General features: G+C 60.9%; 17 protein-coding genes. 12 read left to right on the top strand and 5 right to left on the bottom strand.

Annotation, left to right across the window (positions count from 1 at the left end; translation table 11 throughout):
* The first annotated feature begins 126 nt into the window (after window positions 1-126).
* Window positions 127-726, top strand: coding sequence for a TetR/AcrR family transcriptional regulator (locus NKH71_RS22115; protein ID WP_352495553.1), 600 nt, complete (start codon window positions 127-129; stop codon window positions 724-726).
* 217 nt (window positions 727-943) lie between these two features.
* On the opposite strand, the gene groL is transcribed toward NKH71_RS22115, so the two are convergent.
* Together groL and groES are read right to left on the bottom strand one after the other, a co-directional pair.
* Window positions 944-2,599, bottom strand: a complete 1,656-nt coding sequence (gene groL, locus NKH71_RS22110; protein ID WP_352481739.1) for a chaperonin GroEL — start codon at window positions 2,597-2,599, stop codon at window positions 944-946.
* Window positions 2,600-2,661: 62 nt separating this feature from the next.
* Window positions 2,662-2,958 (bottom strand): co-chaperone GroES, encoded by a 297-nt coding sequence (gene groES, locus NKH71_RS22105; protein ID WP_006333965.1) that lies wholly within the window; start codon window positions 2,956-2,958, stop codon window positions 2,662-2,664.
* A gap of 228 nt (window positions 2,959-3,186) precedes the next feature.
* Between groES and NKH71_RS22100 the strand changes: the two genes are divergently transcribed.
* On the top strand, window positions 3,187-4,122 hold the full coding sequence (locus tag NKH71_RS22100) for a bifunctional helix-turn-helix transcriptional regulator/GNAT family N-acetyltransferase (RefSeq protein WP_352791617.1): 936 nt from the start codon (window positions 3,187-3,189) through the stop codon (window positions 4,120-4,122).
* A 40-nt stretch (window positions 4,123-4,162) separates the two neighbouring features.
* Here NKH71_RS22100 and NKH71_RS22095 read toward each other — a convergent pair whose 3' ends face one another.
* On the bottom strand, window positions 4,163-5,551 hold the full coding sequence (locus NKH71_RS22095; RefSeq protein ID WP_352791615.1) for an FAD-binding oxidoreductase: 1,389 nt from the start codon (window positions 5,549-5,551) through the stop codon (window positions 4,163-4,165).
* 146 nt (window positions 5,552-5,697) lie between these two features.
* Between NKH71_RS22095 and NKH71_RS22090 the strand changes: the two genes are divergently transcribed.
* From NKH71_RS22090 to NKH71_RS22070, 5 genes are all read left to right on the top strand, one after another.
* Window positions 5,698-6,606: a LysR substrate-binding domain-containing protein gene (locus tag NKH71_RS22090; protein WP_352791614.1), complete on the top strand. Its 909-nt coding sequence runs from the start codon at window positions 5,698-5,700 to the stop codon at window positions 6,604-6,606.
* 156 nt (window positions 6,607-6,762) lie between these two features.
* Complete coding sequence (locus tag NKH71_RS22085) at window positions 6,763-7,242, top strand: MarR family winged helix-turn-helix transcriptional regulator (RefSeq protein WP_352715241.1); 480 nt, start codon at window positions 6,763-6,765, stop codon at window positions 7,240-7,242.
* Complete coding sequence (locus NKH71_RS22080) at window positions 7,239-8,417, top strand: HlyD family secretion protein (RefSeq protein WP_352791612.1); 1,179 nt, start codon at window positions 7,239-7,241, stop codon at window positions 8,415-8,417. Before NKH71_RS22085 ends, NKH71_RS22080 begins: the two co-directional genes overlap by 4 nt.
* A gap of 303 nt (window positions 8,418-8,720) precedes the next feature.
* Window positions 8,721-10,256, top strand: a complete 1,536-nt coding sequence (locus tag NKH71_RS22075) for a DHA2 family efflux MFS transporter permease subunit (protein WP_352642906.1) — start codon at window positions 8,721-8,723, stop codon at window positions 10,254-10,256.
* A 173-nt stretch (window positions 10,257-10,429) separates the two neighbouring features.
* On the top strand, window positions 10,430-13,114 hold the full coding sequence (locus tag NKH71_RS22070) for an EAL domain-containing protein (RefSeq protein WP_352791610.1): 2,685 nt from the start codon (window positions 10,430-10,432) through the stop codon (window positions 13,112-13,114).
* A gap of 48 nt (window positions 13,115-13,162) precedes the next feature.
* Here the strand turns inward: NKH71_RS22070 and NKH71_RS22065 are convergent, their stop codons facing one another.
* Window positions 13,163-13,681: a CAP domain-containing protein gene (locus tag NKH71_RS22065; RefSeq protein ID WP_023717111.1), complete on the bottom strand. Its 519-nt coding sequence runs from the start codon at window positions 13,679-13,681 to the stop codon at window positions 13,163-13,165.
* Window positions 13,682-13,894: 213 nt separating this feature from the next.
* Here NKH71_RS22065 and NKH71_RS22060 point away from each other — a divergent pair, with 213 nt between their 5' ends.
* From NKH71_RS22060 to NKH71_RS22040, 5 genes are all read left to right on the top strand, one after another.
* Window positions 13,895-14,656 (top strand): Tll0287-like domain-containing protein, encoded by a 762-nt coding sequence (locus tag NKH71_RS22060; RefSeq protein WP_023717112.1) that lies wholly within the window; start codon window positions 13,895-13,897, stop codon window positions 14,654-14,656.
* Complete coding sequence (locus NKH71_RS22055; protein ID WP_352481732.1) at window positions 14,653-17,439, top strand: ATP-binding response regulator; 2,787 nt, start codon at window positions 14,653-14,655, stop codon at window positions 17,437-17,439. Before NKH71_RS22060 ends, NKH71_RS22055 begins: the two co-directional genes overlap by 4 nt.
* Window positions 17,440-17,441: 2 nt before the next feature.
* The gene (locus NKH71_RS22050) at window positions 17,442-17,813 is read left to right on the top strand and encodes a response regulator (protein ID WP_023717114.1); all 372 of its coding nucleotides are present in this window, start codon (window positions 17,442-17,444) and stop codon (window positions 17,811-17,813) included.
* Between the two features lie 24 nt (window positions 17,814-17,837).
* A complete protein-coding gene (locus NKH71_RS22045; RefSeq protein WP_352481731.1) occupies window positions 17,838-19,403 on the top strand; it encodes an adenylate/guanylate cyclase domain-containing protein in 1,566 nt (521 codons plus the stop codon).
* Window positions 19,404-19,516: 113 nt separating this feature from the next.
* A complete protein-coding gene (locus NKH71_RS22040) occupies window positions 19,517-20,215 on the top strand; it encodes a superoxide dismutase (protein ID WP_084642425.1) in 699 nt (232 codons plus the stop codon).
* Window positions 20,216-20,698: 483 nt separating this feature from the next.
* Here NKH71_RS22040 and NKH71_RS22035 read toward each other — a convergent pair whose 3' ends face one another.
* Window positions 20,699-21,064, bottom strand: a complete 366-nt coding sequence (locus NKH71_RS22035) for a winged helix-turn-helix transcriptional regulator (protein WP_023717117.1) — start codon at window positions 21,062-21,064, stop codon at window positions 20,699-20,701.
* Window positions 21,065-21,133: the final 69 nt, after the last annotated feature.

Raw genomic sequence — 21,133 nt, 5'->3', positions numbered from 1 at the left:
CGGTTCCTTCAAGACGGTAACTACGCATTCGCCCCTCGCTGATATATAGACTGATCTACATATTATATAGACCGGTTGTCATATTCGAGGCAAGGCCTATAATGCTCATTCCCGACAGAGGTTGACATGGCGAACGACACCCGCACCCGCATACTCGAGACGACGGCGCTGCTGCTAAGGCAGCGCGGCTACCACGGCACGTCGCTCAACGACATATTGAGCGCCTCAGGCGCACCGAGAGGCTCGCTCTACTTCCACTTTCCGGGCGGCAAGGATCAGCTGGTCGTCGAGGTTACGCGCGATAGCGTCGCCGATGTGACGCAGAGGCTGGACGCCGCGCTCGCTGCCGAAAAAGATCCGGCGGTGGCGGTCCACCACATCTACCAATCGGTCGCGCGCATGCTGGAAGACAACCAGTTCACGCTCGGTTGCCCGATCGCGCCCGTGGTGTTGGATTCGCCGACCGACATGCCGGAGTTGGCTGAGTTGTGCCGGTCGGCCTTCGAGCAATGGATAGGCCTGCTCAGGGCGGCCTTCGTCAGGGCAGGGGTGCCCGAGCGCCGCGCGCACGCGCTGGCGCTGCTGGTCGAATCATCGCTGGAAGGGCTGATGGTGATCGCACGCGCCACCCGCGACCGCGCCCCGGTGCTGGCGGTAGCCGATGAGGTCGCGGCGCTGATTGAGGGGGCATTGCCGGCGAAAGAGATCGCAGTCACGGCGCATTGACGTTTCGCGCTTCCACGGCATCGAGGCCAGCGCGGAGCCCTGCCGAAGGGCCGACGCTCCAGCTCTGCAATTCACGTTCTGCGCCGACGCCGAAGAAACGGTCAGGGGTATGCTTCCGCTTGCTTTGGAATCGGACCGCCTCTCATCCTCCGTCCCATCAACGAAAAAGGGCGACCTCTCGGCCGCCCTTTCCGTACATGAAGGCTGATGGGTTGGATTAGAAATCCATACCGCCCATGCCGCCCATGCCGCCGCCGCCCATGCCGCCAGGCATGCCGCCGCCAGCCGACTCCTTCTTCGGAGCCTCCGCAATCATGGCTTCGGTGGTGACCAGCAGGCCGGCGACCGAGGCCGCGTCCTGCAGAGCCGTGCGCACAACCTTGACCGGATCGACGATACCCATGGCGATCATGTCGCCATATTCGCCGGTCTGGGCGTTGTAGCCGAAGGTCGCGCCCTTGTTCTCAAGGATCTTGCCGGCAACGATCGATGCTTCCGCACCGGCGTTGGCCGCGATCTGACGGGCCGGAGCCTGCAGCGCGCGACGCACGATGCTGATGCCGGCGGTCTGGTCGGAGTTGGCGCCGGTTGCCTTGATGCTCAGCGAAGCGCGCAGCAGTGCGACGCCGCCGCCGGGAACGATGCCTTCTTCGACGGCCGCACGGGTCGCGTTGAGGGCGTCATCGACGCGGTCCTTCTTTTCCTTGACTTCCACTTCGGTCGCACCGCCGACGCGGATGACGGCAACGCCGCCCGCCAGCTTGGCGAGACGTTCCTGCAGCTTCTCCTTGTCGTAGTCCGAGGTGGTCTCCTCGATCTGCTGCTTGATCTGGGCGACGCGGCCTTGGATCTCGGCCTTCTTGCCGGCGCCGTCGACGATGGTGGTGTTCTCCTTGGAGATCGACACCTTCTTGGCGCGGCCGAGCATGTTCAGGCCGACATTCTCGAGCTTGATGCCGAGGTCTTCGGAGATGACCTGGCCACCGGTGAGGATAGCGATGTCTTCCAGCATGGCCTTGCGGCGATCACCGAAGCCAGGCGCCTTGACGGCGGCGATCTTCAGGCCGCCACGCAGCTTGTTGACGACGAGCGTGGCCAGGGCCTCGCCCTCGACGTCTTCCGAAATGATGACCAGCGGCTTCGAGGTCTGCACGACAGCCTCGAGGATCGGCAGCATGGCCTGCAGGTTGGAGAGCTTCTTCTCGTGGAGAAGAATGTAGGCGTCTTCCAGATCCGCAACCATCTTCTCGGCGTTGGTGACGAAGTAGGGCGAGAGATAACCGCGGTCGAACTGCATGCCTTCGACGACTTCGAGCTCGGTCTCGGCGGTCTTGGCTTCCTCGACGGTGATGACGCCCTCATTGCCGACCTTCTGCATCGCTTCCGCGATCATCGAGCCGACCGAAACGTCGCCATTGCCGGCGATGGTGCCGACCTGGGCAACCTCTTCCGAGGTCTTGATCTTCTTGGCGTTCTTGATCAGCGTCGCGACGACGTCGGCGACGGCGAGGTCGATGCCGCGCTTGAGGTCCATCGGGTTCATGCCGGCGGCAACCGCCTTGTGGCCTTCCTGGACGATCGACTGTGCCAGAACGGTCGCGGTCGTGGTGCCGTCGCCGGCGATGTCGTTGGTCTTCGAAGCAACTTCGCGGACCATCTGCGCGCCCATGTTCTCGAACTTGTCTTCAAGCTCGATTTCCTTGGCGACGGTGACGCCGTCCTTGGTAATGCGCGGTGCGCCGAACGACTTGTCGATGACGACGTTGCGGCCCTTGGGGCCGAGCGTGACCTTCACCGCGTCGGCGAGGATGTTGACGCCGCGCAGCATGCGCTCACGAGCGTCGCGGGAGAATTTTACGTCTTTGGCAGCCATTTTTAGCTCCTGGCAGGGGCTTGGATTGAGCCCGAAGATTTAAATGAGGGTGAGGCCGATATTCAGCCGATGATGCCCATAATGTCGGCTTCCTTCATGATCAGAAGGTCTTCGCCATTGAGCTTGACTTCGGTGCCCGACCACTTGCCGAACAGGATGCGGTCGCCGGCCTTGACGTCCAGCGGGACGAGCTTGCCGGCTTCGTCACGGGCGCCGGAACCGACGGCGATGATCTCGCCTTCCTGCGGCTTTTCCTTCGCCGTGTCGGGAATGATGATCCCGCCCGCGGTCTTGGATTCGGATTCGACCCGACGAACGACCACGCGGTCATGAAGCGGGCGGAACTTCGACTTTGCCATTTTTTATTCCTCGATGAGAATGGTGAGAACAGTTCCTCCGTCCGGCGGCGCCGGACATGGTTAGCACTCATCTTGGGGGAGTGCTAACGTGGCGCTGAAATAGTCTGGCAACTCGCGCGAGTCAAGGCGCCCGGTGAGCATCATCAGAACAATTGCTTCAAACGGATGCTTCAAACAGATACTTGACCAAGTCAACTAAATGGCTGATCTTACCGGCAGGAGGATGCCATGACCATTCATCATCACCCAGGCAAGGAGCGGATCGACGCGGTGCGAGCCTTCAACCGCTTCTATACCCGCCAGATCGGGCTGCTCGACGAAGGGCTGCTGAAAAGCACCTTCTCGCTGACCGAGGCGCGGGTGCTCTATGAACTGGCGCATCGCGATGGCCTGACCGCCACGGACCTTGGGCGCGATCTCGGCCTCGATCCCGGTTATCTCAGCCGGCTGCTGAAGAAATTCGAGGAGCGTGATCTGGTCGAGCGTGCCACGATCGAGGCGGATGCGCGGCGCTCGTCGATCGCGCTGACCAAGGCCGGGCGGCAGGCCTTCGCACCGCTGAACCAGGGCTCGCACGACCAGGTCGCGGCTTTGCTCGAACGGCTTTCGGTTGCCGAACAGGACAGGCTGGTCAAGGCCATGCAGACTGTGCAGCGTCTGCTGGGCGGAAGCGCCGAGCCCAAAATTCCCTATATACTGCGGCCTCTGCAAGTCGGCGACATCGGCTGGATCATCCATCGCCAGGGCCTGCTCTACGCGCAGGAATATGGCTGGGACGAAACCTATGAAGCGCTGGTCGCCGAAATCCTCGGCGCCTTCGTCAAATCCTTCGATCCGAAATGGGAACGCAGCTGGATCGCCGAGCGGGAAGGAGAGGTCGTCGGCTCGGTCTTCGTCGTGCGCGAGTCGGGCGAGGTGGCGAAGTTGCGCCTGCTCTATGTCGAGCCTTCGGCGCGCGGCCTCGGCATCGGCAAGCGGCTGGTCGAGGAATGTGTCGGCTTCTGCCGCGCCACGGGCTACAGGACACTGACGCTGTGGACCAACGACGTGCTCGCCGGCGCCCGCCACATCTATGAGGCTGCGGGCTTTAAATTGACCAACGAGGAGCGCCACCATTCCTTCGGTAAGGATCTGGTCGGCCAGAACTGGAATTTGGAGTTGTAGCAGCGCTGCAGAATTTCGGGCATCGGCCCGCGGCGGTCGCTCAGGTCGTAGGCTTAATGTTTTGGTTCAAGCGAAAGAAATTGGTAGGATCATACTTGTTTTTTAGTGCGGCCAACCTCGGATAATTCTCGCCGTAAGCTGCCAGAACCCGATCAGTGCCCTCTTCGCCGAGATTATTGGCATAGACGCCGCCGGTCGAGAACGGTCTCATTGCATCCCACAGGTCACGCGCCCATCGGATGTGCGTTTCGTCGTCAGACGGATTGTCCCAGATCGATATCGGGAAGCAATCGTAAAGTGCATCTCGGTTGGCGTAGGGCGTTCCGTCCGCCGGTACTCGCGAGATGGCGCCGCCAACCTGCTGCAGGACCAGAAGCGATTCGCTCGGTGCAGTCATGTAAGCCGCAAGCATGGTATCGATCGCCTGATCTGTGATTTCGCGCATGAACTGCGCCTTCCAGTAGTAGCGCCGCCCGCGCGGAAAGAGGCTGTCCCCGGCCGATTGGATTTGAAGATAGGGGACAGGAGCAATCCGGCGCTCAACCGGCGCGCCATACTCTCTCAGAGGTTGAATGATTTGCTGGCCTTCGTCGAGCGGGCCGATGTAGCACGCCGATATGCTGAAGAAGCGCTCGCCCGAGGGCGCCGTCACAAGTGCTGCGTCCAGGCTCAGCTCATCCGGGGCGCCGCTCGAGAACGCACGGTAGAACCGCATCGCTTCGCGTGCCTCTTCGTACCGGTATAGCATCGATCCCGCGATGAGGAGCGGACCCACGGGATGGAGCTTGTATTCGAAAGTCGTGACTATTCCGAAATTGCCGCCGCCGCCCCGAATGCCCCAGAACAAATCTGAATTTTCGGCCGCGTTTGCCGTGAGCAACCGGCCGTCCGCCGTCACGATTTCGACAGCGACAAGGTTGTCGCAGCTCAGTCCATGTTTGCGGCCAAGCTTGCCGAACCCGCCGCCGAGTGTCAGTCCGGCTATGCCGGTATCCGCGTTGACACCCATGGTCGTCGCAAGACCATGGACCTGTGTGGCTGCATCGAACTCGCCCAGGTTCAAGCCGGCTTCTGCGCGCGCAACACGGCGGATCGGGTCGACTTCGATCCGCTTCATGCGTGACACATCGATCACCACGCCGCCGTCGCATACCGAACTGCCGGCGACGTTATGGCCACCGCCGCGGACGGCGACGAGGAAGCCTTGCGATCGGGCGAAGTTGACGGCCGTGACGACATCGCTGGATTCGGCGCAATAGAAGACAGCCGCCGGCCTCTTATCGACCATGCCATTCCAAACTCTGCGCGCCTGGTCATAGCCAGGGTCGTCCGGAAAGATCAGATCGCCGCGAATCGCCTGCCTGAGCCGGGCGATATCTGGCGCCTGCAACGTCGGCTCGGAACCGTCTATAAGCTTGAACATGCTCATCGAGGGATACCCTTCGTGATCCGGTACGGTTGGACAGGCCGCTTCACCGAACATGTGTCGGATCATAATGATCTCATGCGGCGCTATTCGCTGCAAAATCGAATATCTCAGTCGCTGGATGAGCTAAATTCATCTAAACTGCCTGGATGAGAAAACTTCCGCCGCTCGGGTCGCTTCGCGCCTTCGAAGCCGCTGCCAGGCTGATGAGCTTCAGGAAGGCCGCGACGGAACTCGGAGTGACGCCAACGGCCATCAGCCACCAGATTCGATTGCTGGAGGAGGTCTGTGGGCAACTGCTGTTCCGGCGGCGCCCACGACCGCTCGAGCTCACAGGCGTGGGCGAACGGCTATTCCCGGTAATTTGCAGCGGCTTCGACGCTTTCGCTGCGGCAATAGCATCAGCCTCGGCCGGTGTTGGCCAACGCCCGTTGCGCGTGACGAGCCCAAATGCATTTGCCAGCCGATGGCTGGTTCCGCGCCTGTCGAAGTGGCGCGAACAGCATCCGAACATTCCACTGGAGATCATCGGGACAGACGCCGTTCTGGACCTGCGAGCCGGTGACGCCGACGTCGCGATCCGCTATGCGCGCAGGATGCCGCGGGATGTTCCCGCGCAGGAAATTTTTCGGGACGCATTCTTTCCGGTATGCAGCCCGGAGCTGTTCGCAGGAGGCGACCGACAGATCGAGCGCGCCGCCGATCTGCTGCAATACCCGCTCATCCATTTCAATTGGACGAACCGCGACCCGGAAGCGCCGACTTGGCAGCGATGGCTGGCGATCGCACGCTCGATCGATCCCAGCATCCCCAATGCCAACCAGGCATGGGACTTAAGTTTCCGCGAAGAGCTGCACGCGATCGACGCGGTCGCGGCAGGCCAAGGCATCGCTATCTGCAGCGATGTGGTCGTCAGTGGCGAACTTGAGGCTGGCAGGCTGGTCAAGGCACATGATCTCTCTCTGCCAGGCTATGGCTTTTACCTTGCCTGCGTAGCCAATCACCCCCGACAAGCGCATATCGAAGCCTTTTCCGCCTGGATGAGATCGATAGTCTGAGCATCTGAACGCCGATCTTCTGCATACTCGTCACAAGCGCCCGGGGTGATAAATTGCTAACCACGATCGCCCTGCACTGACTGCCATGCACACTTACCGGCTTCTGGCATAATCCGGCTCCTTGAATTATGAGCACGCTTATTATATATGTCGCTCATGGTTTCCGATGGCATCGACAGATTGGGCTTTTTGATCCACGACGTGCAGCGCCTGATGCGCAAGCGCTTCGAGGCGCGCGCCAGCGGTTTTGGCCTTTCTTCGGCGCAATGGCGGCTTCTGGTCCGCGTCGCCAAGGAGGCGGGTGTCGCGCAGGCGCGGCTTGCCGAGCTTCTCGAAATCGAGCCGATCAGCGTCTCGCGTCTTGTCGATCGCATGGAGGAGGGCGGCTGGATCGAGCGCCGTCCGGACGCAACCGACAGGCGGGTGCGCATGATTTTCCCGACCGCCAAGGCGAACGCGGCCTACGCCCACGTCAAGAGCCTTGCCGGCGAGGTTTATGAGGAATCGCTCGTTGGCGTTTCGCCGGAAGATCGCCGCGTCCTGGTCAAGGCGCTGGAGGCAATGGTGCAGAATCTTGCAGATGGTGACACGCCGCCCTCGGAAAAAGTGAAGAATACGGAAGGCGCAGCAGCATGAACGCGGTAGCCAAAGTAGATAAGAATGCGGCCAAGCTGGAGATGGAAGCTCCCGCGAAGCCGGCGGCAGCTCCGGTAACGGTCGCTCCGCAGGTAGCTCCGGCGCCAGTGGCGCCGAAGAAGAAGCGTCGTGCCGGCCGCTTCCTTTTGATGTTTGTGCTGCCCGCTGCGTTGATCGCCGGCGGCAGCTATGTCTGGGTGACCGGCGGCCGCTATCAGGAGACCGAGAACGCCAATCTGCAGCAGGCCAAGGTGTCGATAGCCGCCGATACGGCGGGCCGCATCGTTCAGGTCGATATTTTCGACAACCAGTCTGTCAAGCAGGGCGACGTGTTGTTCGCCATCGATCCCGAGCCCTACCGGATCGCATTGGCCCAGGCCGATGCGGCGGTGGCCGGCGCGCGGCTCAATGTCGAGCAGCTGCGTGCGGCCTACAGCCAGGCGCTGGCGCAAGAGAAGTCCGACGAAAGCCAGGTCCAGTACGCGCAGTCGCAGTATGACCGCGCCGCCGACCTTGCCCGCAAGGGCATCAACGCCAAGTCGTCGCTGGACGAGGCCAAGAACGACCTCGACAAGGCCAAGCAGCAGCTGGCCGTGGCCCAGCAAGGGATCGTCAGCGCCAAGGCGGCACTTGGCGGCAATCCCGACATCGAGACCGACAAGCATCCGACAGTGATGGCGGCGCTCGCCGCACGCAACAAGGCGGCCTACGATCTGGTCCAGACAACAGTCAAAGCGCCTGCCGACGGCATCATCAGCCAGGCCGCTTCGTTCAAGGTCGGCCAGTATGTCGGCTCGGGCACGCCGCTGTTTTCGCTGGTCGAGACCGGCGATACCTGGGTCGACGCCAATTTCAAGGAAACCCAGCTCACCAACATGAAGCCAGGCCAGAAGGCCGAAATCATGGTCGATACCTATCCGGGCAAGACGTTCGAAGCCACCGTCAAGGCGATCGGCGCCGGCACCGGGGCCGAGTTCTCGCTGCTGCCCGCGCAGAACGCGACCGGCAACTGGGTCAAGGTCACGCAGCGCATTCCGGTCCGCCTGGAATTGACCGATGCCGACGCCAAGACGGCGCTGCGCACCGGCATGAGCGCGACGGTCACGGTGGACACCGGCGTTTCCCGCGGGCTGCCGAGCATTTTCCACAGCGCGACGGCAGGCGAGGCCAAGTAAAGAGGCCGAACAGCGGCCGCATAGCAAACAGCGAGATGGATGCAGGATTGGTCCGAGGGAGACGCAGGAAAAGTTGAATGCGTAGACGCGCTGCGCTGTAGCCTGCCTGAGCAGACAACGCGCGCAGGATCTTCGGTCCTCAGGTTTCCGGGCGGCAGGCGCCCGCTTTGTCGAGACGCTCAGTCGATGTAACCCCCACATCGATGCTCGCGTCCCACCGCGATGAGGGTCTCTCTACAGCGGGGCCTCGCCGTCCGGAAACCTAATGTACACGTTTTTGTTACCTGCTGGAAGTTTTACGTCATGAGCAGCCCAGAACCCTTTCGCGAAGTGCCGCACCGCGGCCTGATCACAGTTGCGCTCATGCTGGCGACGATCATGCAGGCGCTCGACACGACGATCGCCAACGTTGCGCTGCCGACCATGACCGGCGATCTCGGCGCCTCCCCCGACAACATCAACTGGGTGCTGACCTCCTACATCGTTGCCGCCGCGATCATGACGCCGGTGACCGGCTGGCTTGCCGACCGCTTCGGTCGCAAGGAACTGTTCCTGACGGCGGTGGTCGGCTTTACCGTCTTCTCCATGCTGTGCGGCATCGCCTGGAGCCTGGAGACCATCGTTCTCTTCCGGCTGATGCAAGGCGTCTTCGGTGCGGCCATCGTGCCGCTGTCGCAGACCTTCCTGCTCGACATCAACCCTAGGGAACGCCACGGCCAGGCCATGGCCATCTGGGGCGCCGGCATCATGCTGGGACCGATCCTTGGCCCGACGCTGGGTGGCTGGCTGACCGAGAATTTCAACTGGCGCTGGGTGTTCTTCATCAACCTGCCGGTCGGCATCATCGCCTTCCTCGGCATGGCCGCATATCTCCCCAGCGTTGCCCGGCGGGTGCGCAGCTTCGATTTCTTCGGCTTCGCCATGCTCTCGCTCGGTGTCGGCGCGCTGCAACTGATGCTCGATCGTGGCGGTGAGGTCGACTGGTTTTCCTCGATCGAGATATGGATCGAGCTTGGTCTTTCCATCACCGGCTTCTGGGTATTCACCATTCACACGTTGACGGCGGAGCACCCCTTTATCGACCCGAAGATCTTCCTCGATCGCAATTTCGTCACCGGGCTGGCGTTCATTTTTGTCATGGGCGTGCTCATTTTGGCGAGCATGTCGCTGCTGCCGCCAATGCTGTCGACCATCTTCGGCTATCCGACCCTCACTATCGGCATCGTCCTGGGGCCGCGCGGTGTCGGCACGATGATCGCGATGCTGTTCGTCGGGCGGATCATGCACAGGATCGATGCCAGGATCCTCGTCGTGATCGGCTTCCTGCTGACCGCGCAATCGCTCTACACGATGTCGAGCTTTTCGCCGCAGATGGACAACTGGCTCATCCTCAGCTCCGGCGTCATCCAGGGCCTTGGAATGGGAATGGTGTTCGTGCCGCTGTCCACCGTGGCCTTCGCCACGCTCGACGCACGCTTCCGCACCGATGCCACGGCGTTGTTCAGCCTGGTGCGCAATCTTGGCTCGTCGATCGGCGTGTCGGTGGTGACGGTTCTGCTGGTACGCAACACACAGATCAACCACGCTGAGCTCTCGGCCTATATCAATCCGTTCAATCCCAACCTCTGGGCGGCGTCGCCGGCAGCGGCGGGCGGCGATCCGACGGCGCTGTCGCTGATGGATGGCATGGTCAATATCCAGGCGATGATGGTCTCCTACGTCAATGACTTCAAGCTGCTGATGATGATGACACTGCTTGCCGTCCCGTTTGTTTTCCTGCTGCGCAAGCCAAAGGCTGCGCCGCCCGCCGGTGGAGCGCCTGCCGCGCATATGGACTAAGTCTCACGGCTCCGGCAACCGCGACTGGCTCACGGCTTCCGTTGCCTGTGCCGGTCGGGTCGGCATTAAGCCGGTTCACCTGCCATTAGTATATCCCGACCAATATGCACTCGCTTTTGGGTTGAAGGCGAGCCTCCTTTGCTTGCCTCAAGCATCAGCGGGAGGAACTGTGTTTGGCCACGAAATCATCCAGGCAAACCGCCGAAGTGCCCGAATCCGCCAATTTGACGACGCTGGCACAACTGGCGACTGCCTCATATGAGGCGCTCGAGCGCGAGCTTCGCGCCACGATTGCAGCGCTTCAGGACCAGGCACTGCGGTTCCAGACCGCGATCGAGAACATCTCGCAAGGCATCTGCTTTTTTGACGCCGATGAACGGCTGATCCTGTGCAACCGGCGCTATGCGGAAATCTATCGCCTTGCGCCGGAGCAATTGCAGCCGGGTGCGGCGCTGCGCGAAATCGTCGAGCGGCGCGTCGCTGTCGGGACCTCGGCAATGAATGCGGACGCCTATCTGGCGTTGGCCCGGGCAGTCAATTCGGGCACTGCTTCGGGGAACTGGACAGCCGAGCTCGCCGATGGCCGGACAATTCAGGTCTGCCATCAACCGATGCCTGACGGCGGCTGGGTGGCCACGCACGAGGACATCAGCGAGCTCAGCGCCAACCGCTTGGTCGTCGACGAGCGTATCTCCTTGCAGACGCTGATCGACCTGGTGCCTGACTACATGTGGGTGAAGGACACCGAAAGCCGCTTCGTCGTCGCCAACCGAGCCATTGCGTCCGACAGCGGTCGAGACAGCACGAGCGACATGATCGGCCTGAGCGACTTCGACCTTCACGCGCCGGATCTTGCGCAGAAATTTCGCCTCATCGAGCAGCAACTGATGCGCGACGGACAACCGATGATCGACGAGGAGGAGTTCGTCGTCGATGCGTCAGGCACCGGCAAATGGTTCCTGTCGACGAAACTGCCGTTGCGCAACGTTCAAAACAACATTTTCGGACTCGTCGGCATTGCCCGCGACATCACTGCGCGCAAGCGGGCCGAAATCCTTCGCGACGGGCAGGCGCATATCCTCGAGATGATCGCAAAGAGCGCTCCCCTCGAAGACGTGCTCGAGCGGCTCATGCGTCTGGTCGAGTCCCAACTGGCGGGGATATTCGGTTCGGTCTTGCTGCTCGACAAGGATGGCAGCCACTTGCGCCACGCCGCCGCGCCGAGCCTGGCGAAAGACTACACCGACGCCGTCGACGGCGCCGCGGTCGGCCCTCGGGCGGGGTCTTGCGGAACGGCGGTCTATCGGCACGAGCCGGTGATTGTCGCTGACATCATGCAGGATCCGCTTTGGCAGGATTATCGCGAACTCGCGCGGCCGCACGGTTTGCGTTCGTGCTGGTCGACCCCGATCCTGTCGCATCAGGGCGCGGTGCTTGGCGTCTTTGCGATGTATTCGATGACGGTGCGCGAACCGACCGAGGCCGAGACCCGCCTGATCGATTTCACCACGCGCATCGCCGGGATCGCCATCGAACGCAAACAGGCTGAAGACCGGATCCACTTCATGGCCAATCATGACGTGCTGACCGGGCTTCCCAATCGCGCCTTGCTCGAGGATCGGCTTTCGCAGGCGGTCCTGTACGCCCAGCGATACGATCGCTGGGTGACGGTGGTGTTCATCGATCTGGACAATTTCAAATTTGTCAACGACACGCTCGGCCACAATGCCGGAGACGAGCTTCTGAAGATCGTCGCAAGTCGCATGGTCGACTGCGTGAGGGCAACCGATACCGTCGTGCGGCTTGGCGGCGACGAATTCGTCATCGTGCTTTTCGACCAGCCGGCGAACGTCGATCTCGTTTCCGAGACCTTGCAAAAGCTCAGGTCGGCACTCGCCGAACCGGTTCGGCTCGGAGCGCATCTTGTGCGGGCGACGGCCAGCATAGGCATTGCCAACTATCCGAAGGATGGGACTGATCCCGATACGCTGCTGGCAAATGCCGATGCGGCCATGTATCGCGCCAAGGAGTTCGGCCGCGACAATTTCCAGTTTTACGCTCCGGAGTTCAATACCCGGGCGCATGAGAAATTCGTGCTTCAGGAAGAGCTGCGAAATGCCTTGGCGCGTTCGGAATTCACGCTGCTCTACCAGCCGCAGGTGGACCTTCGGTCAGGTCGGGTTTTTGCGGTCGAGGCATTGATACGCTGGAACCATCCAACGCTTGGTACGATAATGCCGACGATGTTCATCCCGACCGCCGAGGAGACAGGTCTGATCGTACCGATCGGCGACTGGGTTCTGCATGAGGCCTGTCGGCAGAACAAAGCCTGGCAAGACGCAGGGCTGCCGTCCTTGACCGTTTGCGTGAATGTGTCGGCGCGGCAATTCAGGGAACGCAACCTGATCGATCGCATCGTCAGCGCGCTGAAGGACAGCGGTCTGGAGGCCAGGTACCTCGAACTGGAGGTGACCGAGAGCCTTATCATGCAGGATATCGACCTGGGGGTCGCGACCATGAACGCCCTGCAAAGCCTGGGTGTCCAGATCTCGATCGATGATTTCGGCACAGGCTATTCCAGCCTCAGCGCACTCAAGACCTTTCCCGTGGCGCGGCTGAAGATCGACAAATCCTTCATCAAGGATCTTGCCGCCGACGAGAACGACCAGGCTGTGGCCAGCGCGGTGATTTCATTGGGGCAAAATCTCAACCTGAGGGTCATTGCCGAGGGCGTTGAGACAGATGATCAGGTGGCCTTCCTGCGCAGGAACAATTGCGACGAAATGCAAGGCTATCATTTCAGCAGACCGGTTTGTGCGCAGGACATCGAGGAGTTGCTCGGCGGCCGCAAAGACTGACGGCTCGATCATCCGGCACGGACTCCGCCGACCAAAGGCGAAACCGTGCTATCTTCCGAGCACAAGGCACCAGTAGCGAAGCGTGTTGTCGCGGCCGTCGCGTACATAGGCGAGGCCGAAGCGGGTGAAGCGCGGGTCTAGCATGTTGCGGCGGTGGCCTGGCGAATGCACCCAGATATCGAACAGCTTCTGCTGGTCGAAGCGGCCTTCGGCGATGTTCTCGGCGGCGGCGCCGGCAATGCCATTGTCTTTGACGCGCGAGGCAAAGTCCTTGCCCCAGCCGGTGGTGTGATTCATGCGGCCGCGGCGCGCCATGTAGCCGGCCTGCTGCAAGGCCGCCTGTTCGAGACGAGGATCGGCGACAAGCGGTCCAAGACCGGCTGAGGCCCGAATGCCGCTCAGGGTGCCGGCCGCGGAAGCAGAGACACCGGCGCCTTCGCCGGTGGGCAGCACGGCGGTTGCGCAGGCGGCGAGCCCGGCAAGGGCGCCAAGGCCGGCAGCTCTGAGCAGCATGCGCCTGTTCAGGCTTGGTTTGCCTTCATAATTTTCAATTCTCGCAACGGTCATGCCCGCCTGACATAGCGGTGATCATGGCTTTTGCCGGGCAGGCGATTAGAATCTCGCTCAAGCCGACCCACAGCGCAACAAAAAGGGCCGAGCTCGCGGGTCGCAAGTCGCCCAGACTGTTCGTTGCGGAACCAGCAAAGTTTGCCGCTGGGTCCCCGCCTTTTATCGTGTTATGCTAATATACCCTAAAGGCCGTCCTTGAAGGGAACGGAAATGTCCGCCATGTCAACGTTGACCCGGACTTTCATTGCCGCTGTTCTTGTCGGCTGCGCACTCGTCGTGTCGTCTGCCATCGGAGCGGGAGTTACCGAGGATGTCGTGACGGGAACGCGACTCGCGGAATTGCTCCGTGCGGGGCGAAGCATCATCTCGAACTATCAGACGCTCATCAATGATCCTGCTCTTGGCGACAAGCACCTCGACGGTGAGCGCATTACGAGAGAAGCCATCGCCGCATACTCAAAACACACCGGCCACGACCCGCTTTCGGGCGGATTGACCGAGCGCGACCGGCGTCTGCTTGAGGCCCAGATTGAGGCGATGCGAGAGGTGGTGGACGAACAGCAAGATAACATCAACCGCGCGGGAACCGCTTTCAAAGGCTTCGTGCCAGCGGTGTTTGCGCGTCTGATGAATGACAAGTTCGCTGCCAAGGCCGGCAACGAAGCTCGGGTGCGCGTGACCGCGCCAGAGCAACTCGTGCGCAACCGCAAATCGCTTCCGGACGCATGGGAAGCACGGATCATCGAAAGCGTCTTGCTGGATCCGCAGAGAGCAAAGGGAGAAGCCTACACGGAAGTCACCGAGGCGGATGGGCGCCCTGCATTTCGAATGCTGCTGCCCGAATACTATACTGGCTCGTGTCTTTCCTGCCACGGCGAGCCGAAGGGCGAGATCGACGTGACAGGATACCCAAAGGAGGGCGGCAAAGCGGGCGATCTGGGAGGCGCGATAAGCATCGTCTTGTTCAAATGAGCGCTTTGGAACAATCACCGCACCGCGTGGAAACGGTATCGGCGCCGGCGAGGCCCTTTGCGCGTCCCTTTGCCCATCTACCGATTTCGGCCCGCATAGCTGCGCTGACAGCGGCCGGCCTTATCAGCCTTATCGTATCGTCAATCTTTCTCACACAGGCACTTTATCGCAGTGCAGATCGAACTGCGGAGACCAAAGCATTTTTCGACGCCGCGTCCACTGCGGCTGCGGCGCACGCAACATTCGGCGAATTGCGATACTGGCTGACTGATCTGTCGGTTAGCTTGTTGATGAATTCCCAGCGTAATGCCGAGCAGGCGCGCGAGCGACTACTGGCACATCTGGACCGCCTTTCGAAATCATCACCGGATGCGGTCAGGGAAATCCGCGTTGAGATGGATGCCTATGTCAAAACAGCGCTGGAGGCGGCAGACAGCTATACTCAAGACAACCGCATCATCGGCAACACTCTCCTCGCCGAGGCGCGCACCCACAGCGCAAACGTGGATGCTGCGCTTAACAAACTCGTCGACCGAGCGAGCGCCGAGGCAGAAGCCGCTCGCAACGAGGTCGTAACGGAAACCCAGAAAACGGCGACTACTGCTGCCGTTCTGGTGGCCATCGTGGTGATGATCGGGTCACTTCTCACCATCCTTGTTCTTCGCTCGATCGTCGGACCGTTGCGGCGGCTGAACCGGGTAATCGGAAATCTGACGGAAGGACGCTACGACGTCGAAATACAGGCAGAGGGAGGGGACGAGCTCGGCGCGATGGCGCGGACGCTTCGGCTTTTCCGGGCGAGCGCAATTGCAAAGCAACGACTGGAGGATGAGGCGGAACGGCAAAGACGGACGATCGGAGCGGCACTCGAGGCGATTTCTGACGGATTTGTCCTGTTCGATTCGGAGGACAAGGTCCTTCTTGCCAACAGCAAATACTGCGAAATCTTTCCCGACAATGACCGAGCTACTCTGCCGGGGCAAAGCCTTCAGGATATTCTGAAAAGACGCTTGGCGAGCGGGCACGTCGACCTTGAGGGCGCGTCGCCGGAGGAATGGATTGCGAAGAGGCTGCGCATCCAGAAGGATCCGGCAGGCTTCGTCCACGAGGGTCGCTTCGGAGAACGCTGGGTCCGCGTCAGCAAACGAAAGACCCCTGACGGCGGGACCGTCGCCGTTTACACCGACATCACGGAACTGAAGCAGAGAGAGGTCGAACTCGAGCGGGCCAAGAGTCATGCTGAAGCGGCAAATGAGGCCAAGAGCAGCTTCCTCGCGTCCATGAGCCACGAGCTGCGCACTCCACTGAACGCGATCATTGGCTACAGCGAGATGCTGATCGAAGAGGCGAGCGACCAGCAAATGAATGAGTTCGTGCCAGATGTGGAAAAGATCGCCGGGGCCGGTCGCCATCTCCTCGCGCTCATCAACGACATCCTCGATCTGTCGAAGATCGAGGCAAATAAGATGGCAAATTTCCTCGAGACTTTCGACGTCGCCGACTTGTTGCGCGATGTCCAGGCCACAGTCGCGCCACTGATGGCGAAAAACCGAAACAGTTTCGTTATGGACCTCGCGGGCGACCTCGGGAAGATGCATTCGGACCAGACGAAGTTGCGTCAGAACCTCTTCAATCTCCTCAGTAACGCAGCCAAGTTCACCGAGGGGGGCCGTGTAACACTGGCGATTCGACGCGAGAGGAGATCGGACGGCGACTGGCTGATATTCACAGTGTCCGACACCGGGATCGGGATGACGCCAAAGCAGCAAGAACGGCTCTTTGATGCTTTTACGCAGGCAGACGCCTCCACCACTCGCAACTACGGCGGGACGGGATTGGGCCTCAGCATAACCCGGAGTTTCTGCCGCATGATCGGAGGCGTTGTAACCGTTAAAAGCGAGTTCGGAAAAGGCTCGACTTTCACAATGGAGATTCCAGCCGAGTGCGACGAAGAACCTGGCGAGCAGAAACCCGCCGAGCCGCTGTCGTCGAGGCCCTCGGAGCAGGCGGTTCTGATCATAGATGACGAACCAGCCGCCCGAACTCTCATCGCCAGGTCCTTGGCTGAGGCGGGACTGGCATCAATCGAAGCAGCAAGCGGCGAGGAAGGCATAGCCGCGGCGCGAGCGCATCGCCCGGCCGCAATCGTTCTCGACATCATCATGCCGCATCAGGACGGCTGGTCAGTGCTGCGCTCACTGAAGGGCGATAAGGAGCTCTGCGAGATTCCGGTAATCCTTGCGACGATACTTGCAGATCGCGAACTCGGCCTCTCACTCGGTGCGGTCGAATACCTCACGAAGCCGATCGACACCCAGAAGCTTATACGAACAATAGAGGCTTGCGGCGGCGGCAACCGCGATGTGCTTGTTATTGACGACGATCAAGCCTCCCGCGACTTCCTTCGGCGTATCCTGATCAAGAAGGATTGGCGGGTTCACGAGGCAAGCGATGGCCTGCGCGGCCTCAAGCTGATGAAGCGGTTGTTACCGCGTCTGGTCCTGCTTGATCTGCTGATGCCCGAAATGGACGGGTTCCAGACCCTGAACGAGATGCAGCAGGTGCCCGAGCTTCAGAACATTCCGGTCGTCGTCGTGACTTCCAAGGATTTATCGGCGGACGAGCTCAAGTGGCTTCGCGACAGGGCGGTCGCGGTTGTAATCAAGGGCGCAAATAGTCGGTCTCAGTTGGTCGAGGCCCTCGAGCGCCAGATCTTCCCACTTGGGTCGACAGGTGCCAGCATTGCCGATCGCGGAACCGCCCCCATGGCTGAAGGAAGCTAAAGATGACGAGGATCCTTCTGGTAGAAGACAACGAATTGAACCGCGACATGCTTTTGCGGCGGTTGTCACGGCGTGGGTTCGAAGTCCTCATTGCGGAAAACGGACAGTCGGGCGTGGAACTCACCGTTTCGGAAAGGCCCGATCTCATCCTCATGGATATGAGCTTGCCGGTCATGGACGGGTGGGAGGCGACCCGGCGGATCAAGGCTGATCCGGCCACCTCCGGGATCCCGATCATTGCGCTTTCTGCGCACGCGATGGCCAACGATCGCGAAATGGCACTCGAGGCAGGCTGCGATGACTACGATAGCAAGCCGGTGGACCTGTCGCGACTTGTCCAGAAAATTGAACAATTGCTTGCCGCGAATCGATGAGGCGCGGACCGACGGTTTGAAAATATGCCTGCTAAGAACAAGTTCCAACGCCATGCGATCGCCGTCCATCTGGCGCAACAGCTCGCCGGACCGGCGCGGGCAATCTCAGGATTTCAGGAGTTGCTAACCGAGCAGGTGCAGGACCTCGGTCTGGCCCACATGAGACCGGATCTAGAGAAGGTTGGCGCCGCTGCTTGCGAATTGAGTAGCCTGATCGACAGCTTGATCCACGGCAAAGCGGACAATCAGAACCGGGCAGGGGTCGAGATCGAGGCGAAACTGCGCCACGACTTGCGAACGCCGCTCAACGCCATCATCGGCTATTCCGAAATGATTCGTGAAGAAGCCGAAGAATTGCACGAATACGCGCTGGAAGAGGATGTCAGGGTGATGCTCGCCGCGGCGGCTGAGTTGCTGGCGCATGTCGATGCGATTGCCGGCCTCTCGCGCGCACCCGACAGCGAGGAACCGCGGACCACGGATCAGGCTGAGATCGATGTGGCAGGGCTCGAACGGGCACTGATCAAGGCAGAGCACGACGCAAGCTCCGGTCACGGTGGCCGCATACTTGTCGTCGACGACATCACCAGCAACCGCGGTCTCCTCTCGCGCCGCTTGCAACGTGACGGTCATCAGGTAGTCACTGCCGAGTCCGGTCCGTCGGCGCTGACTCACCTCGCGGAACACGAGTTCGACCTAGTTCTGCTGGACGTCCTAATGCCGGACATGAACGGCATCGAGGTGCTCTCGCGATTGAAAGCGGAGCGCCGATGGCGGCATATCCCTGTCATCATGATATCGGGGTTGGACGAAGTGGACGCGGTGGTCCGCTGCATCGAGGCGGGGGCCGACGACTACTTGCCTAAACCTTTCAATCCGGTCCTGCTGCGCGCCCGGATCAACTCGAGTTTGGAGAAGAAACGTTGGCTCGACCGCGAGCACCAGTATCTTCAGCGGATCGAGGCGGAGAAGCGGCGGGCTGACTCGCTTCTCCATGCGATCCTGCCCGGTCAGATCGTGGCACGGCTGCAACGGGGCGAAGAGTTCATTGCCGACCGGTTCGATGAAGTGACCATTCTTTTTGCCGATATTGTCGGTTTCTCGAGCATAGCGGCAAGGTTGCCGCCGTCGGACCTGATCAAACGCCTCGACGGGCTATTCAGCACGTTCGACGTCTTGGCGGAGAAGCATGCCGTGGAGAAAATCAAGACCATCGGAGACGCCTATATGGCTGCGGGCGGTGTTCCGGAACCGGCAGCTGACCATGCCGACAGGATCGTGGCACTGGGGAAATCCATGCTGGACGCGTTGAAGCCCTTAGCGTGGGGCAACGATGGTTTTCGGATCCGCATTGGCGTGCACACGGGACCGGTGATCGCGGGCCTGATCGGCCGGCATCGGTTCGTCTACGACGTCTGGGGCGAAACCGTGAATATTGCAAGCCGGCTCGAGTCCCAGGGCGTGGCCGACCGCATGCAGATTTCGGAGGCAACCAAGCAGGCCCTGCACACCTCCTGGAAGCTCGAACCGCGCTGTAATGTAGAACTGGCAGGTGTCGGCAGGATTGAAACCTATCTCGTTCAACACTGATCGGAACAATGGCTAACCCTCAGGGAATTTCGCGAAGCGATGCTTGGAGTCGCGACACCTCGTAAACGAACAGCATGCAGCATTGGCGTTCCACTTTCACCCGGAGCTACACCATGAACAGGCGTCAGAGTCTTCTATTTCTCGCAGGAGCATCGGCCGCGGCAGCCAACACAACCCTGTTGGGCGCCGCGGCCTTTGCGCAGGAGACCCAACCCTTCAAGCTCCCACCGCTCGGCTACGCGAACAACGCATTAGAGCCGCACATCGACGCGACCACGATGATGATCCATCACGACCGCCATCACGCCGCTTATGTGAATGCCTGCAATCAACTCGTGCCGCTTTGGCCCGAGCTCGCCAGCACGCCGATGGAGGCTATTCTGGCAGATCTGGGCAAGGTCCCGGAAGGCGTGCGCAACAATCTTGGGGGACATTGGAATCACACTCACTTCTGGGAGCTGATGACTCCCGGGGGCCCCAACCAGCCCGGTGGCGACCTCAACGCCGCCATAAGCAGCACCTTCGGCAGCTATGCGGGCCTGACCGAAAAGCTCACGGCGGTTGGCCTTGGCCGCTTTGGCTCCGGCTGGGTATGGCTTGTCGTGAACAAGGACAAGAAGCTCGACATCGTCAGCACAGCCAACCAGGACACGCCGCTCGAGCTAGGGGCGCGTCCGGTGATTGGCGTCGACGTCTGGGAACACGCCTATTATCTCAAGTATCAGAACCGCCGCGCCGACTACCTCAAGGAATGGTGGCGCGTGGTGAACTGGGACAAGGCCCTCGCCAACTTCAAGAAGTCGACCGGCTGAGGGGGCCGCAGATCGCGACGCCTCGTCCCTTCAGCCGCAGCAGCCGGCCGCGTTCGTGGTCACAGCTGTTTTTTTCAGCGTCTCGCGCGAATACCGAGCGGTTCGCCGGCTGGGGTAGCGCCTTCGGTTCAGACATCCCGGTTGCCAATTTCCGCGACTGGCTTGTCTGTCGTGTTCACACCTTTGATATGCCCCAAGCTGTGACCGAAGGGCAGCAACGGGTCCGAGACGCGACCTTCGCGGCATCATTGGCAAAGGTCCGCAAGTGGCGCAAACCAGCCCACGCTATGCTGGACGCGAAGGTCAGCTTTTTGGCCCAATCATCCCGAAAGCGGATCTCCGCTTCCGGCCCAAACGCGACGTTAGAGTATCTGCTCGGCAATGACAGCTTCTGGCGCTGTCCGTGCATTCCGATATTCGGCCGGATCCTATCCAAAGCGGTTGTCCAGCCTCGGATAGCAAGCGTCAGATTTTCACGATCGGCTAGGCCGCTGTGTCTAGCCTCGTTTCCGGCATCGGTGGAGCCTGGCCGACCCGGTCGTCCCCGGTATGTTCCCACCATCTGCCCAAGGCCTCGATGAGCGGCACAAGCTTGAGACCGGGCGTCGTGAGGTCGTAATCCACGCGTAGCGGATAGCCGGCATGCGCCGTTCGCCGCACAATCCCGGCGTCCTCCAGCTTGCGCAGTTCGAGAGCCAGAATGCGGTGCGACACGGTCGGGTTGTCACGCCTCAGATCGCTGAAGCGCTTGGTGCCGTCCTTGAGATAGTAGAGCAGCAAGGTGGGCCAGCGACCGCTGAGCACACGGATGGTCTCTTCGATCGGGCAGCGTGAGACGACATCTTTCATGGGGGGACCTGGTTACAGAATAGTGCGTAATTTACATGGGGCGACCAGCGTTTAGGGTCAAGTTTCGCT

Origin of the sequence: Mesorhizobium sp. M0983 (assembly GCF_040318975.1) — a bacterium.
Taxonomy (GTDB): domain Bacteria; phylum Pseudomonadota; class Alphaproteobacteria; order Rhizobiales; family Rhizobiaceae; genus Mesorhizobium.
The sequence above is the reverse complement of the archived record's forward strand: the minus strand, read 5'-3'. Positions and strand labels throughout refer to the sequence as shown.

Excerpts from the sequence above, each read along its gene's own strand:
- NKH71_RS22115 (WP_352495553.1), top strand. The coding sequence starts at position 127 with ATGGCGAACGACACCCGCACCCGCATACTCGAGACGACGGCGCTGCTG.
- groL (WP_352481739.1), bottom strand. The coding sequence starts at position 2,599 with ATGGCTGCCAAAGACGTAAAATTCTCCCGCGACGCTCGTGAGCGCATG.
- groES (WP_006333965.1), bottom strand. The coding sequence starts at position 2,958 with ATGGCAAAGTCGAAGTTCCGCCCGCTTCATGACCGCGTGGTCGTTCGT.
- NKH71_RS22100 (WP_352791617.1), top strand. The coding sequence starts at position 3,187 with ATGACCATTCATCATCACCCAGGCAAGGAGCGGATCGACGCGGTGCGA.
- NKH71_RS22095 (WP_352791615.1), bottom strand. The coding sequence starts at position 5,551 with ATGAGCATGTTCAAGCTTATAGACGGTTCCGAGCCGACGTTGCAGGCG.
- NKH71_RS22090 (WP_352791614.1), top strand. The coding sequence starts at position 5,698 with ATGAGAAAACTTCCGCCGCTCGGGTCGCTTCGCGCCTTCGAAGCCGCT.
- NKH71_RS22085 (WP_352715241.1), top strand. The coding sequence starts at position 6,763 with ATGGTTTCCGATGGCATCGACAGATTGGGCTTTTTGATCCACGACGTG.
- NKH71_RS22080 (WP_352791612.1), top strand. The coding sequence starts at position 7,239 with ATGAACGCGGTAGCCAAAGTAGATAAGAATGCGGCCAAGCTGGAGATG.
- NKH71_RS22075 (WP_352642906.1), top strand. The coding sequence starts at position 8,721 with ATGAGCAGCCCAGAACCCTTTCGCGAAGTGCCGCACCGCGGCCTGATC.
- NKH71_RS22065 (WP_023717111.1), bottom strand. The coding sequence starts at position 13,681 with ATGACCGTTGCGAGAATTGAAAATTATGAAGGCAAACCAAGCCTGAAC.
- NKH71_RS22060 (WP_023717112.1), top strand. The coding sequence starts at position 13,895 with ATGTCCGCCATGTCAACGTTGACCCGGACTTTCATTGCCGCTGTTCTT.
- NKH71_RS22055 (WP_352481732.1), top strand. The coding sequence starts at position 14,653 with ATGAGCGCTTTGGAACAATCACCGCACCGCGTGGAAACGGTATCGGCG.
- NKH71_RS22050 (WP_023717114.1), top strand. The coding sequence starts at position 17,442 with ATGACGAGGATCCTTCTGGTAGAAGACAACGAATTGAACCGCGACATG.
- NKH71_RS22045 (WP_352481731.1), top strand. The coding sequence starts at position 17,838 with ATGCCTGCTAAGAACAAGTTCCAACGCCATGCGATCGCCGTCCATCTG.
- NKH71_RS22040 (WP_084642425.1), top strand. The coding sequence starts at position 19,517 with ATGAACAGGCGTCAGAGTCTTCTATTTCTCGCAGGAGCATCGGCCGCG.
- NKH71_RS22035 (WP_023717117.1), bottom strand. The coding sequence starts at position 21,064 with ATGAAAGATGTCGTCTCACGCTGCCCGATCGAAGAGACCATCCGTGTG.